Here is a 16,066-nt window from a genome sequence, read left to right as displayed (position 1 = left end):
TCATCCGATGAGCCTTCCGAACCGCCGACTCGTCATCGTCGTCCGCGCCGACCCGGTGATCTGCGGTCACTCCGGCGAGGCGCGAAACCTGGCCGAGGTCGCCCTGACCCGCGGTTTCGACGACGTCCGCCTGCTCACCTGGCCGATGGAGGCCCTGGAGGCGGCCGGCCTGCCGCTGAAGCCGGTCGACGGGCTTCTGCCCTACAGCCCGGGCATCACCGTGGAACGGCCCGGGCCGGTGGGTGACTACCGGGTGCCCGACGGCCGCTACATCGCCGGGCTGACCGGCCGCCTGGTCGAGCTGCTGGCCGAGCCGGTGCCCACCGTCTGCCTGTCGATGTACCTGGCGCCGCACACCGACGTGGTGGTCAACGCGGTCGGCGCCGCCCGCTCGGCCGGGCTGCGCCCGCAGGTGCGCACCATGGCCAAGGCGGTCGGCTCGGACGTCACCAACGTCATCCGGAACGCCCTGCGGGACGGCAACTCCGGCGCCGCCATCGCCCTGTTCGCCACCTTCCTGGCCAACGACGACCTGGTCGCCGTGTCGGAGTACACCCGCGACGAGATCGTCGCCTGCGCGCAGGAGGTCGACGCCCTGGCGGGCACGTCGTTCGCGGCGGAGTGCCGGCAGCGGGTGGTCATCGGCTACCCGCCCATCGACACCTCGGCCTACCTCGACCCGGATCCCGCCGCGGTCGACTCCGCCCTGGCCCGCCGCGGCCTGGAACGCGACGGCTACGTCCTGTTCCTGTCCCGGGTGGCCCGGGCCAAGGGCGTCTACGACCTGGTCACCGCCTTCGCCCAGACCCGGTGCCGCGATCAGGTGAAGCTGGTGATCGCCGGCAACGGCCCGGCCCTGGAGCACGTGCGGGCGATGGCGCGGGAGGACGAGCAGATCGTCTTCCTCACCGACGTCGACGACGAGGAGAAGCCGTTGCTCATGAACGGCTGTGCCGCCTACACCCTTCCGACCAAACCGGAGCCCGACTTCGTCGAGACGTTCGGCATCGCGCTGGTGGAGAAGATGCTCTCCGGCGGCGGCCCGGTGATCACCACGATCACCGGCGGCACCGGCGAGGCGATCGGCGACACCGCGATCGTGGTCGAGGCCGGCAACGTGAACGCGCTGACCGAGGCGATGGACCACGCCGTGCTCGGCCTGTCCGCGCCCGAGCGGGAGGAGATGGCCCGCCGGGCCCGCGAGTACGCCGTGACCTTCGACCGCGAGCGGGTGTTCGACGCACTGTTCACCGATCAGGCCACCGGGCCGGAGGCCGTGGCGATGTGACGCCCGTCGTGCCGGCGCCCGGTCGCGCCGGCACGACGTCATCGGTGGCGTGCGGCACCCCTGCATCCTTCGGATGACCGGTCCGTGCGACTTCGGCCCGATGCCCCTGCCCCTTCCGGCATCTACCGTCGTGGTGAGAAGGAGGCGCCACAGGGGCGCCCCGCACCCGTAGGGAGCAGCCGACATGACCAGCACCGACAGCGAACGCCCCGGCCTGGCCCACCTCGTCGCCCACAGCTGGCCGGCCCGCGTCTACCTGGCCGTGGTCGTTGCCGCCGGGATCTTCGTCGCACTCTCCCAGACCACCCACACCGCCCCGGACGCCGACCTGTCCGGGGTGTGGGTCATCTTCGCCACCCTTCCCTGGTCGCTCCCCGCGCTCCTGGCGATACCGGACACCGGAGACAGCCTCGGCACTGTCCTGTTCTGGGCGGCCGTCGTGGTCAGCGCGCTGATCAACGCGACGCTGATCGCCTGGGTGACCCGGCGCCGGTCCTGAGGCGGCCCGAAATGTCACCGCAAATGTAACTGAAGGCCCGGCAAATGTAACTGGCTGGGTTACATTTACTTCATGCCTGAAGACCTTGACGAAACGGTCGGCCGCCTGCGCGCCGATGGGGGCGACACCACCGACATCGAGGTCAAGTCAGCGGCAGGTGGCCTGCCCGAGTCCCTGACGGCAACGCTCAGCGCGCTGGCCAACCGGCAAGGCGTACCTGCGTAGCTACGACGGCGACTTCGAACTGTCCCAGCTCGAGGAGCAGGGATTTCTGGCGGCCCGCAGTTCCCCTCACTTCGACCGGCGTCCCGTGGAGGGCGGGACGGGCGACGACCTCGATCCCGATCTGGTGCTCTCGTTCATCCAAGCGGTTCGCGACCGCGACCCCAACGGACTCGGGCGTTTTCGATCCGACGAGGAGTTGTTGCGACGCGCGGGGGTCACCCTCGACGAGGGACGGCCGAGCGTCGCGGGCCTTCTGGCGCTCGGCGTCCATCCGCAACAGTTCTTCCCCCGGTACGTGATCCAGGCAGCTGCCGAGCCGAGGCCCGGTGACCCGATCGGCGTGCGGGCCCGCAACCAGGTCACCATCTCGGGCCCCATCCCCCGGATGCTCGACGAGGCGATGGCCTGGGCGCGCCGGACCTTCGACACCACCATCGTCAGCGCGGCCGACGGCACGGTACTGGACCGCCCCGACTACCCCTTCGTCGCCTTCCGGGAGCTGATCGCCAACGCCCTGGTCCATCGCGACCTGGACAGCTGGTCGGAAGGGCTGTCCGTGGAAGTACGCCTCCGTCGTGACCGCCTGGTGGTGAGCAACCCGGGCGGTCTCTACGGCATCACCACGGACCGGCTCGGCCACGAAGGCGTGACCTCTGCCCGTAACGCCCGCCTCGTCGCCATCTGTCAGCACGTGCGTACCCGGGACACCGGCTCCCGGGTCATCGAAGCGCTCGCCAGCGGGATCCCCACCGTCGCCTCCTCTCTGGCGCTCTACGGGCTTCCACCGGCCAAATTCATCGACGCCGCGATTCGGTTCACCGCTGTCCTGTCCCGACAGCAGCAGGCCGCCGTCCCCCGTCTCACCCCCACCCAGCAGATGATTCTCGACGCCGTCCACACCGAGCTCACCGTGCGGGAACTGCAAGATCGCCTCGGCCTGACCGCCCCGACCATCCGCAAGGCCCTGCGCGCGCTCATGCAACGTCAGCTGGTCATCCAGAACGGCGGCAGAGGACGGATCACCAGCTACCGGTACAGCGGCCGCGGCTCCTGAACTGTCCCGCTCAGGACCCGACGACCGCCAGAAGCCGCAGTTTCCGGTAACTCTCGCTGCCCGGGGTGGCGGTGTAGACCATCAGGTGGTGGGCCTGGAACGGGTCCAGCAGAACCTGGCAGTTCACCTCCAGCACCCCCACCCGCGGATGGCTGAACCGCTTGACCTCGTCGGGCCGCACCCCGATCTCCTGTTCCCGCCACAGGTCGCGGAACTCCGCGCTGGTCTCCAGCAGCAGGCCGGCGAGGCGGTCGGCGCGCGATCCGGGGCCCCGCGCGCCGAGCACGCCGCGCAGGCCGGAGACGTACATCCGGGACAGGAACGCGTGGTCCTGCGGCGGGTAGTGGCTCCGCTCGCCCGGATCCACGAACCAGCGGTACCCCCGGCTGCGCATCGGCCCGGTGTACGAGCCCGCGTCGCCGGTCAGGGCGACGGCCAGCGGGCTCTGCCGCAGGGTCTCGCCCAGCTCGGTGGCGATCTCGGCCGGGGTGTCGACGAGCTGGTCGAAGATCCGCAGCATGCCGGGGCTGACGTGCTCGCTGTGCGGGCCCCGGCCGGGCGGTTCGAGCCCGGCGAGCCGGAACAGGTGGTCCCGCTCGTCGAGCGTCAGGTGCAGGCCCTGGGCGATCGAGGCGATCATCTGCCCGGACGGCCGCGGGCCCTCACCGCGCTCCAGCCGGGCGAAGTAGTCGGTGGACATGTGGCACAGCACGGCCACCTCCTCGCGCCGCAGCCCGGAGGTGCGCCGGCGCCGGCCCCGGGGCAGACCGACGTCTTCCGGTTGCAGGGCCGCGCGGCGGTGCCGCAGGAACTCCGCCAGCCCTTCACGGTCGATCCCGGGCCGGCCGTTGTTCGTCTGCACCCCACCAGGGTGACCGATCCGGCGTCCGTCATCCACTGATCGTCAGGTCGTGGATCACCGCACGGCCCGTGGGCCAGGCTCGACGGCATCCACCCGATGCCCCACCGTCAGGAGACACCCGTGCCCCGCACCCCGGACCTCGCCCTGCCCTCCCTCACCGGGAAACGTGCCGTCGTCACCGGCGCGAGCGACGGCATCGGCCTCGGCATCGCCGTCGGGCTCGCCGCCGCCGGTGCGGAAGTCGTTCTGCCGGTGCGCAATCCCGTCAAGGGCCGGGCCGCGGCCGAGGCCGTGCACCAGCGGGTGCCCGGCGCCCGGGTGGTCCTGCGCGAGCTCGACCTGTCCTCCCTCGGATCGGTGGCCGCCCTCGGCGAGACCCTGCGCGGCGAGGGCGATCCCGTGCACATCCTGGTCAACAACGCCGGCGTCATGCACCCGCCGGCCCGGCAGGCCACGGCCGACGGCCACGAACTCCAGTTCGGCACCAACCATCTCGGCCACTTCGCCCTCGTCGCCCAGTTGCTGCCGCTGCTGCGGGCCGGCCGGGCCCGGGTCACCTCGCAGATCAGCATCGCGGCCGGCTGGCACGGCATCAACTGGGACGACCCGGACTGGGAACGCTCCTGGCACCGCGCCCGCGCCTACAGCCAGTCCAAGATCGCGCTCGGGCTCTTCGGCCTGGAGCTGGAGCGGCGCAGCCGGGCCGCCGGCTGGGGCGTCACCAGCAACCTGTCGCACCCGGGCATCGCCCCGACCAGCCTGCTGGCCGCCCGCCCGGAGGTCGGCCGCGGCCGGGACACCGTCGCGGTGCGGCTGATCCGCGCCCTGTCACGGCGCGGGATCCTGGTCGGGACGCCCGCCTCGGCGGCGCTGCCCGCGCTGCTCGCGGCCACCACCGACGCCGGGGGCGGTCAGTTCTACGGGCCCTCCGGCCCGGGGCGGCTGGGTGGTGCTCCCGCCGGGCAGCGGCCCTACGCCCCTCTGCTCAGAACGGGGGACGGCGAACGCATCTGGCGGCTGTCCGAGGAACTCACCCGGGTGCGTTTCCCGGCCGCGTGAGGGGTCGGGTCACCTCAGATCCAGCCCATCCGCCGGGCGATCGCGCAGGCGTCGTGCCGGTTGGCGGCGTCCAGCTTGCCCATCGCGCTGGACAGGTAGTTGCGCACGGTCCCCGGGGACAGGGACGCCCGCACCGCGATCTCGTCGATCGGGGCACCGGTGGCGGCCAGTTCGAGCACGTCGGCCTCGCGCGGGGTGAGCGGGCTGTCGCCGGCCGCGATCGCCTCGGCGGCCAGCTGCGGGTCCACGTGACGGCCGCCGGCGTGCACCGTGCGGACCACCTCGGCCAGCGTCACGGCCGAGGTGGTCTTCGGCAGGAACCCCCGGACCCCGGCCGTGAGAGCACGTTTCAGGTGCCCGGGCCGGCCGTGGCTGGTCACGATGACGCACCCGCAACCGGGCAGCAGCCGGCCGATCTCCCCGGCCGCGGTGATGCCGTCGAGCCCGGGCATCTGGAGGTCGAGCACCGCCACGCCGACCTGGTGCCGCACCGCCATGGCCACCGCCTCGTCACCCGTGGCGGCCTCCGCGACCACGTCCAGATCGGCTTCCAGGTTCAGCATCTGGGCCAGGGCCGTACGGATCAGGTGCTCGTCGTCGGCCAGCAGGACGCGGATGCTCATGATGCGGATCTCCTCGCGCGCGCAGCGGTTTCGGCCGGGTCGACGGGGTCGGGGGTGACCGTGCGGGCCGGGGCGGCCGGGGCGGCCGAGGCGCTGACGGGGCCGCTCGCCGGGAACCGGGCCACCAGCGTCCACCCGTTCCGGCCCGGGCCCGAGGGCCCCGCCCGCACCCCGGCGCCGAGCGGCGCCAGCCGCTCCCCCAGGCCACGCAGCCCGGACCCGGTGCCCGCCGCCGCACCCGTTCCGTCCACCGTGCCCACCGACGTCCCGACACCATCGTTCTCGACGCGTAACTCGCCGTCGCGGTAGGAGATCCGCACCACCGTGGCGGACGAGTGACGCAGCACGTTGGTCACGCTCTCGCGCACCACCCAGCCGGCCGCCTCGTGCCAGGCCCGGGGCACGTCGCCGATGTCCAGGCCGACGTCGATGCCCGCCGAGCGCAGCAGCGAGCGGGCGCCCTCGAGTTCCTGGGACAGGTTGGTGGGCCGGTAGCCGCGGGCCAGCTCGCGGGCCTCGGCCAGGGAGTCGTGGGCCACCTGGCGCACGTCCATCATCCGGTCGGCGGCACGGCTGTCGCCGCGCCGGGCCAGGGTGGCGGCGAGCTCGGCCTGCACGGCGATGGTGGACAGCCGGCGGCCGAGCACGTCGTGCACGTCGCGGGAGAACCGCAGCCGTTCCTCGGCCACGGCCAGCCGGGCCTGGGTCTGGCGGGCCTCGTCGAGTTCGCTGACGACGCCGTACAGCCACAGGGACACGCGCACCGTGAACACCACCAGGACGCCGATCACCACGCCGCTGACCGCCGCGGCCAGGTTCGCGCTGGTCGCCCCCACCACCACGGTGCAGAACAGGACGACGCCCAGGGAGATCCGGTGGTCGGGCAGTCCGCCCAGCGCCGCCGCCAGGTTCGCGGCCACCAGCACCCCCGCCGTGCCGGCCACCTGGCCCTGCCCGGGCACGGCGACCAGGCCCAGGTAGAGCACGCAGGCCAGGGCCAGCGCGGCGGCCCGGCGCCAGGCGAACGGCCGGATCCGCGGGTACCCCCTGACCACGGCGTTCATCAGCGACGACCCGAGCGCGGTGACCACCAGGCCGCCGGCCCACAGCAGCGGTTCCCGGGAGGGCACCGCGGCCAGCACGAACAGGCACATCAGCCAGAGCACCAGGTGCAGCGACTGCCGGGTGTAGAGGTCGACGCGCTCCAGGCGGCTCAGGTCGGCCCAGCGCCGGGGTCTGCGGAACCTCACGGGGACCAGCCTAGACAGGCCGGCCACGAGGTGGGCCGGGAGGACCGGGCGGGCCGGCGTCCTCAAGCCCGTGGCTCCCACCGCAGCGACCGGCTCGCCAGGAGAACGGCCAGGACGGTCCAGGCCGCCGTCACCGCGAGCGGCTGCGCGGCGGCGCCCCAGGTGCCGGCCAGGTCGAGGGTGGAGGTGGCGGCGTCGTGACCGTCGAACCCGAACCAGGCCACGCGCACCAGCTCGGTCAGGGCCGCGCCGGGGGTGTACGACACGATCTCGCGCACCGCGTCGGAGACCCCGGCGGACACGAACGGCCCGAGCGAGGCCAGGATGATCACCGGCATGCTGGTCAGCTGGGCGGCCTCGGCGCTGCGGGTCCAGGCCGCGGTCCAGTAGGCCAGAGCCGCGAACATCACGGCCGCCAGCAGGCAGCCGACCGCGAACAGGGCGATGTTGACGGGCATCCGCTGACCGGCGGCCACCGCCACCGGCACGGCCACCGCGCAGACCGCGAGCGCGCACAGCACCCCGGGCAGGGCGATGCCGGCCAGCAGTTCGCCGTCCCGGGCCTCGCCGGTGCGCATCCGCTTGAGCACCAGCTCGTCGCGACGGCTGACGAACTGCGACAGGATGTTGTAGTAGACCGGAAAGAGCCCGGCCAGCAACAGCATCAGGCCGACGGCGGAGGCGCCGACCGCCGGGTCGCCGGGCTCACCCGTGCGCAGGATCAGCAGCGGGGCGAGCGGCATCACCAGCGCGTAGGTCAGGGCCAGGCGGTTGCGGCTCAGCAGCGTGGCGTTCCAGCGGGCCAGGTGTGCGGTGCGCGCCGGGGAGAAGGTGGTGGTGGTCATCGGTGGCTTCCCTCCAGGATCGGGGACGGGGTGGTGGGGTTCGGGTCGCGGCCGTCGGCGACGGCCAGGAAGACCGACTCCAGCGACGGGCTGCGGGCGTCCAGCCCGTCCAGCCGCACGTCGTGCCGGGCCGCCCAGCTGAGCAGCTCGCCCAGCGTGCGCTGGAGGTCGGCGGTGTGCAGCGTGGTCCGGCCGGCCTCCTCGGCCACGTCGGTGACGCCGGGCAGGGCCGGAACGGCGAGCCGGCCGGGCAGCCGCACGAAGCTGATCCGCGACGGGTGCCCGGCGGCGATCTGGGTGGGGGTGCCGGAGCGGACGATCCGCCCGGCGTGCAGGATCTCGATCCGGTCGGCCAGGTGCTCGGCCTCGTCCAGGTAGTGGGTGGTGACCAGCACGGTGGCGCCGCGCTCGCGCAGGGCCGAGACCAGGTGCCAGACCTCGCGGCGGCTCTCCGGGTCCAGGCCGGTGGTCGGCTCGTCGAGCACGACCAGCTCCGGGTCGCCCATCAGGGTGCAGGCCAGGTCGACGCGGCGGGCCTCACCGCCGGACAGCGACAGCACCCGGGTGTCGGCGCGGCGTTCCAGCGACAGCATGGCCAGCATGTCGTCGACCGGGCGCGGGGCGCTGAGCGTGCCGCCCCACAGGCGCAGGGTCTCGCGCACCGTGAGGTCGCCGGAGAACCCGCTGCGCTGGAGCAGCACCCCGGTGCGGCGGCGCACGGCGGCGCGGTCGGCGACCGGGTCGAGGCCGAGCACCCGCACGGTGCCGCCGGAGGGCGCGGCCAGGCCCTCGATCACCTCCAGGGTGGACGTCTTGCCGGCGCCGTTGGTGCCCAGCAGCGCGGTGATCGACCCGGTGCGGACGTCGAGGTCGACACCGCGCACGGCCTCGTAGGCCCCGGAGCCCTTTCCGTAGGTGCGCCGCAGCCCGCGGGCCTGCACCGCGAACTCGGTGGTGGGGTTCGTCGTCATGTCTCCAGACTGGCGGCGGATCCGGCGGTTTCCCGGTCCCGTCTCTCACCGGATACCGATGACATTTGTCATCGGTGTGCCGTGGGATAGTCCTGGGGTGCAAATCGGGATACTGGGGACGTTCGAGGTGCGCGGCGACGACGGGGTCGCGATCGAGGTGCCGGGGGCGCGGCTGCGCGGGGTGCTGGTGGCCCTGGCTCTGCGACCGGGTCAGGTCGTGCCGAAATCGTCGCTGGTGGAATGGGTCTGGGGTGAGCAGCCACCCGGTGACGCGTCGAACGCGTTGCAGCGCCTGGTCTCCCGGCTGCGGCGGGTGCTGCCCGGGGGCGTGATCGAGGGCGGCACCGACGGTTACCGGCTGCGGGTGCTGCCCGAGGACGTGGACGCGGTGCGGTTCGAGCAGCTGATGGCCGGCAGCCGGAACCACGTGCGGCCGGGCGAGGTGCTGCGCGAGGCGCTGGGCCTGTGGCGGGGGCCCGCCCTGCACGACGTCGACCTGACCGGCAGCGCGCCGTTCGACGCGGCGCTCACCCGGCTGGAACAACTGCGGCTGGGCGCGGTGGAGGACTGGGCGCGGGCCGAGGAACCCGGCCCGGCACTGGTCAGCGAGCTGACCGGCCTGGTGGCGGCGCACCCGCTGCGGGAACCGCTGGCCGCCGCGCTGATGCGCGCGCTGGCCGGCGCGGGCCGCGGGTCGGAGGCACTGCTGGTGTACGAGCGCACCCGGCAGGCCCTGGCCGACGAGCTTGGCGCCGACCCCTCGGCCGAGCTGTCCGCCCTGCACCTGGAGCTGCTGCGGGGCACGCCCCCGCCGCGGAAGGCCGCACCGCGCACCGCACGTCGGCACAATCTGCGGGCCGAGCTGACCAGCTTCATCGGCCGCGAGCACGACCTGGCCCAGGTGCGCGAGCTGCTCGGCCGGCACCGCCTGGTCACGCTGATCGGGCCGGGCGGCGCCGGGAAGACGCGCCTGGCCGTGGAATCCGCGCGCCCGGCGGCCGACGACCTGCCGGACGGCGCGTGGCTGGTGGAGCTGGCGCCGGTCACGGCCGGCGGCGACGTGGCACCGGCGGCGCTGGCGGCCCTGGGGCTGCGCGACACGATGCTGGGCGAGGCCACCGGTGACTCGCCACGCGAGCGGCTGGTGGCGGCGGTCCGCGACCGGGAGATGCTGCTGGTGCTGGACAACTGCGAGCACGTGATCGAGCAGGTGGCGGCGCTCGCGCACCAGCTGCTCGGCGAGTGCCCGCGGCTGCGGGTGCTGGCCACCAGCCGGGAGGTGCTGGGCCTGACCGGCGAGACGCTCTGGCCCGTGGTCCCGCTGAATCTTCCCGCGGAACAGGCAGATCCGGACCAGATCGGTTCCTCCCCCGCCGTCCGGCTGCTGTGCGACCGGGCGCTGGCCGTACGGCCCGGGCTGGTGCTCGACGCCTCCACCGCGGGCACGATGGCACGGATCGCCCGGGCCCTGGACGGGATGCCGCTGGCGATCGAGCTGGCCGCGGCCCGGCTGCGCACGATGACGCCGGAGCAGCTGGCCTCCCGCCTGGACGACCGGTTCCGGCTGCTGACCGGCGGCAGCCGCGCAGCCCTGCCCCGGCACCGCACGCTGCGGGCGGTGATCGACTGGAGCTGGCAGCTGCTCACCGGGCCGGAACAGCTGGTGCTGCGGCGGCTCTCGGTGCTGCCGGGCGGGGCCACCCTGGAGGCGGCGGAGTGGGTCTGCCGGGCCGGGGAGGCACCGGACGTGCTCGACCTGCTCACCGCGCTGACCGAGAAGTCGCTGCTGGTCACCGAGGACACGGCCGGGCCGCGCTACCGCATGCTCGGCACGGTGCGCGAGTACTCCGCGCAGCGGCTGGCCGAGGCGGGCGAGGAAACCGCCGCCCGCCAGGCCCTTCTGGCCTACGTCACCGATCTGGCCGAGACCGCCGACCCGCAGCTGCGCCGCCGCGACCAGCTGCTGTGGCTGGAGCGGCTCGGGGCCGAGCACGACAACGTCAGCGCCGCGATGCGCGATGCCCTGGCGGCCGGTGACGCGGCCGGGGCGATGCGGCTGGCCGCGGCCGCCGGCTGGTACTGGTGGCTGAGCGGGCACCGGGCCGAGGGCAACACCTACCTCACCGCGGCGGCCGGGCTGGAGGGTGCGGTGCCCGACGGCGTCCGGGCCATGGTGTACGCACTGGTGTCCACCTTTTTGAGTTCCGGGCGCAACGACGAGCGCGACGCCGCCCAGTGGATCCACCAGGCCCACGAACTGGCCTCCCGCACCGCGTGTTCCAGCCCGCTGCTGGAGCTGACCGCGCCGCTGGAGGTGCTGCTGACCGCGCCGCAGGAGTACCTGTCGGCGTTCGAGCCGCTGCTCGCCAGCGACGACCCGTGGGTGCGCGCGCTGGCCCGGCTCCAGCTCGGCAAGCTGCGCATCATGCACGGCCACGGTGGCCTGGACGCCGACGCGCACCTGGCCACCGCCCTGGCCGAGTTCCAGGCGCTGGGTGAGCGTTTCGGCATCTCGTTCGCCCGCACCGAGCTGGCCGACCGGCTGGCGGTGCGCGGCGACCTCGCCGGGGCCTGCGAGCACTACGAGCAGGCGGTCACGGCCGTCACCGAGATCGGCGCCCTCGACGACGTGATCCGGATGCGGGCCCGGCAGGCCCAGCTGTACCGGCTGATGGGTGACCCGGACGCCGCTGCCGCCGCGCTGGCCGAGGCCAGGCGCTGCGCGCGGAAGGTGACCTGGCCGGAGGCCCTGGCCGAACTGGCCCTGGCTGAGGCCGAACTCGCGCGGTGGGACGACGATCCCGGGGAGGTGCTGCGCCGGCTCGACGTCGTCCACCATGTGCTGGGCGAGGCGGCCGACGCCCCGAACCTGCGGGCGGCGCGCCACGACCTGCTCGGCTACCTGGCCACCGACCTGGAGCAGGCCCGCGCCCACCGGGCCGCGGCCTGCGCGGCCGCCGCCGAGTCGGGTATCCCACCGGTGGTGGCCCAGGTGCTCGTCGGGGTGGCCGACCTGGCGCTGCGGATGGACCGGCCCGACCAGGCCGCGCGGCTGCTCGGCGCCGGCGTCGCGATGAAGGGGCTGACCGACCGGTCGCACCCGGACCTGGCCCGGATCGAGGACGCGGCGCGGCGCCGCCTCGGCGAGGAGCTGTTCGCCGAGACGACGCGGGAGGGACGGGAGTCCGACTGGACCGAGCTGACGGGTGTCACGCTCGCCGGCTGAAGGTCCGCACCGACCAGAGGTATCCGGCCAGGGAGATGCCCACGCACCAGGCGACGGCGGCGAGCGCCGAGCCGGCCGGCGCGTGGCCGTCGAGCAGGAGACCGCGCAGGGTGTCGATGATCGGGGTGAAGGGCTGGTACTCGGCGAACTGCCGCAGGCCCGTGCCCATCGTCTCGACCGGCACGAACGTGCTGCTCAGGAAGGGCAGCAGGATCAGCGGGACGGCGGCCAGGCCGGCCGCCTCGGCGCTGGTGGCGGCCAGGCCGAGGGCGATGGTGAGCCACGAGGCGGCGAAGGCGACCAGCACGATCAGGCCCAGCACGGCGAGCCATTCCAGCGGGCCGGCCGCCGGGTCGAAGCCCATCAGGAAGGCGACCGCCACGATCGCCAGGTTGGCCAGCAGGCAGCGCACGGTGGTGACGACGACGTGCCCGGTCAGGATCGCTCCGCGGGACACGTCCATGGTGCGGAACCGGTTGATGACGCCCTTGGACATGTCCTCGTTCACCGCCACCGCGGTGGTGGCCAGGCCGTAACTGACGGCCAGGATGAGCATTCCGGGGGTGGCGAAGTCGACGTAGTTCTCGCCGACGGCGAAGGCGCCGCCGAAGACCTTGACGAACAGCAGCATGACGACGACCGGGAAGAGCACGGCGTTGAACAGCACCAGCGGGTTGCGCCAGGTGTGTTTCAGGTTGCGGCCCAGCATGATCCGGGAGTCGGTGAGGCTGGCGGCGAGGGTACTCACGATTGGGTGTCCTCCGTGCTCGGGCGCCCGGTCAGGGCGAGGTAGACGTCGTCGAGGTCGGGCGTGTGAACGGTGAATTCCCTTGCCACCACGGAGTACTCGTCCAGGCGGTCGAGCAGGGCCTTGAGCGAGCGGGAGTCGCCCTCGGCCGGCACCCGCAGGCTGAGGTCCTGGTCGTCGCGGGTGGAGCCGGGCAGCACCCGGGCCGCGGCGTCGAGCTCCTGCGGGCCGGTGAACCGCAGCCGCACGTGGGTTCCGGGGATCTGCCGCTTCAGCTCGGCCGGGCTGCCCTGGGCCACCAGGCGGCCGTGGTCGAGCACCGCGATCCGGTCGGCCAGCTGGTCCGCCTCCTCCAGGTACTGGGTGGTGAGGAGGATGGTGGTGCCCTCGTCGACCAGGTCGCGGACGATCTGCCAGAGGGTGCGGCGGCTGCGCGGGTCCAGGCCGGTGGTCGGCTCGTCGAGGAAGATCACCTGCGGCCGGCCGACCAGGGTCATCGCCAGGTCGAGCTTGCGGCGCATGCCGCCGGAGTAGGACGCGACCCGCTGGTCGGCGGCCTCGCCCAGGTCGAAGCGCTCCAGCAGCCGGGTGACCACCGGGTCGCCACGGCCCACCCGCTTCAGGTCGGCCGTCATCCGGAGGTTCTCGCGGCCGGTGAGCAGGTCGTCCACCGCCGCGAACTGCCCGGTGACGCCGATGGCCGCCCGCACCTGGCGGGTCGCCGTGGTCACGTCGTGCCCGGCCACCGTGACCGTGCCGGCGTCCGGCTTCAGCAGGGTGGCCAGCACGTTGACCGTGGTGGTCTTGCCCGCCCCGTTCGGGCCGAGCAGCGAGAACACCGATCCCGCCGCCACCTCGAAATCGATGCCGTCGAGCACCGTCTTGTCACCGTAGGCCTTCCGTAGCCCGGAGACCGCTATCGCCGTCGTGTTCATGACCAGAACGATGCCCGGCGGGGCTGACACGGGTCTGTCACCGGACTGACACGCCTCCGGTCACCCGGGGACCAGTGGTGTCAGCCCAGCTCCAGGTCGATCGTCCCGGACACCACCGCCGCGCCGTCCCGGCCGATCAGCGTGCCGTCGCCGTCGGCCGACCGGCCGGACAGCGTCCACCGGTACGTCCCCCCGGGCAGCTGCATCCCCTTGGAGGACAGGCCGTTCCAGCGCAGGTCCCGCACGCTGCCGTCGGGGGCGGTGCCGTCGATCCGGGCGACGGTCTTCGTGCCCGCCGGGTTCTGGATCGTCAGCTCCACCGACCGCATCGGCTTGGTGAGGTCGAACTGCGGTGCCCAGACGTCGCCCCGGCCGTCGCCGTCGGGGCTGAACCCGAGCGGGCCCAGGGCGGCGATCAGCCGGGGCCTGAGCTTCCGGGTGAAGGGCAGCGGCGACATCTCCGTACGGACGGTCAGCGACCACGGGAACTCCCTGACCTGCCGGGCGACGCGGTGGTCGTCGACCGCGGCCGGCGCCGCCCCGCCGGGCAGCACGACCGGCGCCAGGTGCGTCCCGGTCAGGTCGATCACGCCGACCGGGGCGAACCCGTCGTGGCTCCAGCTCAGCGTGCCCTCGCTCAGTGACAGCCGGCCGTGGGCCGCTCCCACCGCGGCCTCCCGGGTCGCGCCGGTGACCAGGTTCCGCACGTACGCGCGCTCGCCGCAGCTGGTGGTCCAGGCCACCAGCTCGCCCCAGACCGACACCCGCGGGGTGCTCCCGTCACAACCGGCGTCCACCGCCGCCAGCTCCACCGGGGCCGGCCTCTCCGCGTCGTCCACCCAGATCGTCGACGCTCCGGCCCCGTCCGTGCGGACGTACACGATCCGCGGGCCGAACAGGTCGTCGTCCCCGCTCGTGGTACCCGCGGGCGTCGGCTCGGTGTAGATCTGCTCGCCGTCGGGACGGAACACCCTGCCCCCGACGAGCGTGTAAGGTCCGGACACGTTGGGCTTCTCACCGGCCGCCTCGATCGTCGCGGTCTCCTGACCACGGTCGAGCAGCTGCCACACCCCCTGCTGATCCGGCACGCCGAGCACCCCGCGGGCAGCCGAGAAGACCATCTGGCCGGACGTTCTCGCCCCGATCCGGGACTCCTCCGAGAACTTCGCCCGGCGCTGCCCGGTCACGGTCCGCTGGAACACCGGCCGCCCCGCCGCGGGCGCGCCCGGGTAGGCCGGCCCGGAGGCGTCGCTGTAGCGCAGGAGCCCGGCGCTCAGGGACAGCTGCTGCGCGGGCAGGGTCGCCGCCGGAACCGTCGCCACCCGGACGAATTCGTCCTCGGTGACCTGGTAGACCCCCGCGGTGTCCGAGTAGTACGGCTCGAAGCCCGCGTAACCCGCACTGGCGGTGAGGAAATGGTCGCCGACCGCGGCCAGGCCGGCGGCGGTGTAGGTGAGGTCGCGGCGGTGCGCCTGCTCCCCGTCGACGATGACGATGCCGGTGCTGTCGGCGGACGGGTTCCCCGGATCCGGCTGATGGTTCACCAGGTAGGCCACGCCCGCCTCACCGGCGACCATGTGCCCGACGTCGGCATTCGCGTCCGGCTCGGCGTAGGTGACGACATCGCCTCCGGCGCGCGGCCTCTGGTGCACGGCGAAGCCGTCCGCCGTCTTCGTGGCCCAGACCAGCAGACCGCCGCCCAGGGCCACCCCGGCGATCTCCTCCGGCCCCTCGGCGATCCGGGTGACCGTGCCGTCCTTCAGGGTGACGAGGTCGAGGGCGGACAGGCCGGTGGCCCCGTCGCGGGTGGCCCGCAGGGCCGCACCGGCGTCGGAGGTCAGTGGCCCCCCGATCACGCCCTTCACGTTCGGGATCAGGATGTCGGTCCTCATCCCGAATCTGTCCTGGGTGCCGGCGTGGTAGCGGCGCAGTGGACGCTGCCAGTTCTCCGGGAGGTCGGCGTATCCGATCACCTCGTGCGAGAACCAGCTCTCGCCGTTGAAAGTGGCCGGGGCACCGATGGTTCCGGCCTCCTTCTGGTTCTCGCCGGTGAGGATGTTCAGCCGGTTCGCCTCGTAGGGCCGGCTGCCCGCGCGCTGGAGGGGCTGGGTCCAGGCCAGGGTGGAGCCCACCACGGTGAGCCCTTCCGGCGAATAGCTGCTGCTGAGGGTCGGATTCAGGGCGGAGCGCCGGGTCAGCTCACCTCCCGTCGGGCCGGTGAAGACCGGGTTCACGGCCGGGTATCCGCCGTCCACGTCGTCCTGCTGGACGGCCACCCCGGCCGCGGACGCCCCGATCAACCGCAGCCCGGCCGGGGCCGGGTGCAGCGGGATCGGCACCGTGTAGTCGGAGGCGGCCCGCACCGGGCCGGCCGGGGCCAGGACCGTGACGGCGATCGCCGCCACCCCGAACGGGGTCAGCCACCGCCGGAAACCTCTGGCGGATGTGCGGTTCAGCGTCACGTCTCGGTCTCCCCGGTGC

14 protein-coding genes are annotated in these 16,066 nt (G+C 73.5%); 6 read left to right on the top strand and 8 right to left on the bottom strand.

Annotated elements, in window-relative coordinates:
* The first annotated feature begins 7 nt into the window (after window positions 1-7).
* The 4 genes from KIH74_RS30450 (at window position 8) to KIH74_RS30435 (ending at window position 3,066) form a co-directional block, all read left to right on the top strand.
* Window positions 8-1,288, top strand: a complete 1,281-nt coding sequence (locus KIH74_RS30450) for a glycosyltransferase (protein ID WP_214159843.1) — start codon at window positions 8-10, stop codon at window positions 1,286-1,288.
* Between the two features lie 184 nt (window positions 1,289-1,472).
* Window positions 1,473-1,787: an SCO4225 family membrane protein gene (locus tag KIH74_RS30445; protein ID WP_214159842.1), complete on the top strand. Its 315-nt coding sequence runs from the start codon at window positions 1,473-1,475 to the stop codon at window positions 1,785-1,787.
* A gap of 72 nt (window positions 1,788-1,859) precedes the next feature.
* Window positions 1,860-2,012, top strand: a complete 153-nt coding sequence (locus KIH74_RS30440) for a hypothetical protein (RefSeq protein ID WP_214159841.1) — start codon at window positions 1,860-1,862, stop codon at window positions 2,010-2,012.
* Between the two features lie 85 nt (window positions 2,013-2,097).
* Window positions 2,098-3,066 carry an ATP-binding protein gene (locus KIH74_RS30435; protein ID WP_214159840.1) on the top strand — a complete coding sequence of 323 codons (969 nt, stop codon included), beginning with the start codon at window positions 2,098-2,100 and terminating at the stop codon, window positions 3,064-3,066.
* Between the two features lie 10 nt (window positions 3,067-3,076).
* On the opposite strand, the gene KIH74_RS30430 is transcribed toward KIH74_RS30435, so the two are convergent.
* Window positions 3,077-3,928 (bottom strand): helix-turn-helix transcriptional regulator, encoded by an 852-nt coding sequence (locus KIH74_RS30430; RefSeq protein ID WP_214159839.1) that lies wholly within the window; start codon window positions 3,926-3,928, stop codon window positions 3,077-3,079.
* A gap of 120 nt (window positions 3,929-4,048) precedes the next feature.
* Between KIH74_RS30430 and KIH74_RS30425 the strand changes: the two genes are divergently transcribed.
* Window positions 4,049-4,987: an SDR family oxidoreductase gene (locus KIH74_RS30425; RefSeq protein WP_308114048.1), complete on the top strand. Its 939-nt coding sequence runs from the start codon at window positions 4,049-4,051 to the stop codon at window positions 4,985-4,987.
* A 14-nt stretch (window positions 4,988-5,001) separates the two neighbouring features.
* On the opposite strand, the gene KIH74_RS30420 is transcribed toward KIH74_RS30425, so the two are convergent.
* From KIH74_RS30420 to KIH74_RS30405, 4 genes are all read right to left on the bottom strand, one after another.
* Window positions 5,002-5,610, bottom strand: a complete 609-nt coding sequence (locus tag KIH74_RS30420) for a response regulator transcription factor (RefSeq protein ID WP_246573418.1) — start codon at window positions 5,608-5,610, stop codon at window positions 5,002-5,004.
* On the bottom strand, window positions 5,607-6,860 hold the full coding sequence (locus KIH74_RS30415; RefSeq protein ID WP_214159837.1) for a sensor histidine kinase: 1,254 nt from the start codon (window positions 6,858-6,860) through the stop codon (window positions 5,607-5,609). Before KIH74_RS30415 ends, KIH74_RS30420 begins: the two co-directional genes overlap by 4 nt.
* 62 nt (window positions 6,861-6,922) lie before the next feature.
* Window positions 6,923-7,705, bottom strand: coding sequence for an ABC transporter permease (locus KIH74_RS30410; protein WP_214159836.1), 783 nt, complete (start codon window positions 7,703-7,705; stop codon window positions 6,923-6,925).
* Window positions 7,702-8,676, bottom strand: coding sequence for an ABC transporter ATP-binding protein (locus KIH74_RS30405; RefSeq protein ID WP_214159835.1), 975 nt, complete (start codon window positions 8,674-8,676; stop codon window positions 7,702-7,704). The genes KIH74_RS30410 and KIH74_RS30405 overlap by 4 nt, the downstream gene beginning before the upstream one ends.
* Window positions 8,677-8,773: 97 nt before the next feature.
* On the opposite strand from KIH74_RS30405, the gene KIH74_RS30400 reads away from it, so the two are divergent.
* Window positions 8,774-11,902 (top strand): ATP-binding protein, encoded by a 3,129-nt coding sequence (locus KIH74_RS30400; RefSeq protein ID WP_214159834.1) that lies wholly within the window; start codon window positions 8,774-8,776, stop codon window positions 11,900-11,902.
* Here KIH74_RS30400 and KIH74_RS30395 read toward each other — a convergent pair.
* From KIH74_RS30395 to KIH74_RS30385, 3 genes are all read right to left on the bottom strand, one after another.
* Window positions 11,886-12,650, bottom strand: a complete 765-nt coding sequence (locus tag KIH74_RS30395; RefSeq protein ID WP_214159833.1) for an ABC transporter permease — start codon at window positions 12,648-12,650, stop codon at window positions 11,886-11,888. The two genes, KIH74_RS30400 and KIH74_RS30395, sit on opposite strands and share 17 nt — an antisense overlap.
* Window positions 12,647-13,585 carry an ATP-binding cassette domain-containing protein gene (locus tag KIH74_RS30390; protein ID WP_214159832.1) on the bottom strand — a complete coding sequence of 313 codons (939 nt, stop codon included), beginning with the start codon at window positions 13,583-13,585 and terminating at the stop codon, window positions 12,647-12,649. Before KIH74_RS30390 ends, KIH74_RS30395 begins: the two co-directional genes overlap by 4 nt.
* Before the next feature lie 80 nt (window positions 13,586-13,665).
* The gene (locus KIH74_RS30385; protein ID WP_214159831.1) at window positions 13,666-16,047 is read right to left on the bottom strand and encodes a FlgD immunoglobulin-like domain containing protein; all 2,382 of its coding nucleotides are present in this window, start codon (window positions 16,045-16,047) and stop codon (window positions 13,666-13,668) included.
* Window positions 16,048-16,066: the final 19 nt, after the last annotated feature.

This window comes from Kineosporia corallincola (assembly GCF_018499875.1).
GTDB lineage: Bacteria > Actinomycetota > Actinomycetes > Actinomycetales > Kineosporiaceae > Kineosporia > Kineosporia corallincola.
The sequence above is the reverse complement of the archived record's forward strand: the minus strand, read 5'-3'. Positions and strand labels throughout refer to the sequence as shown.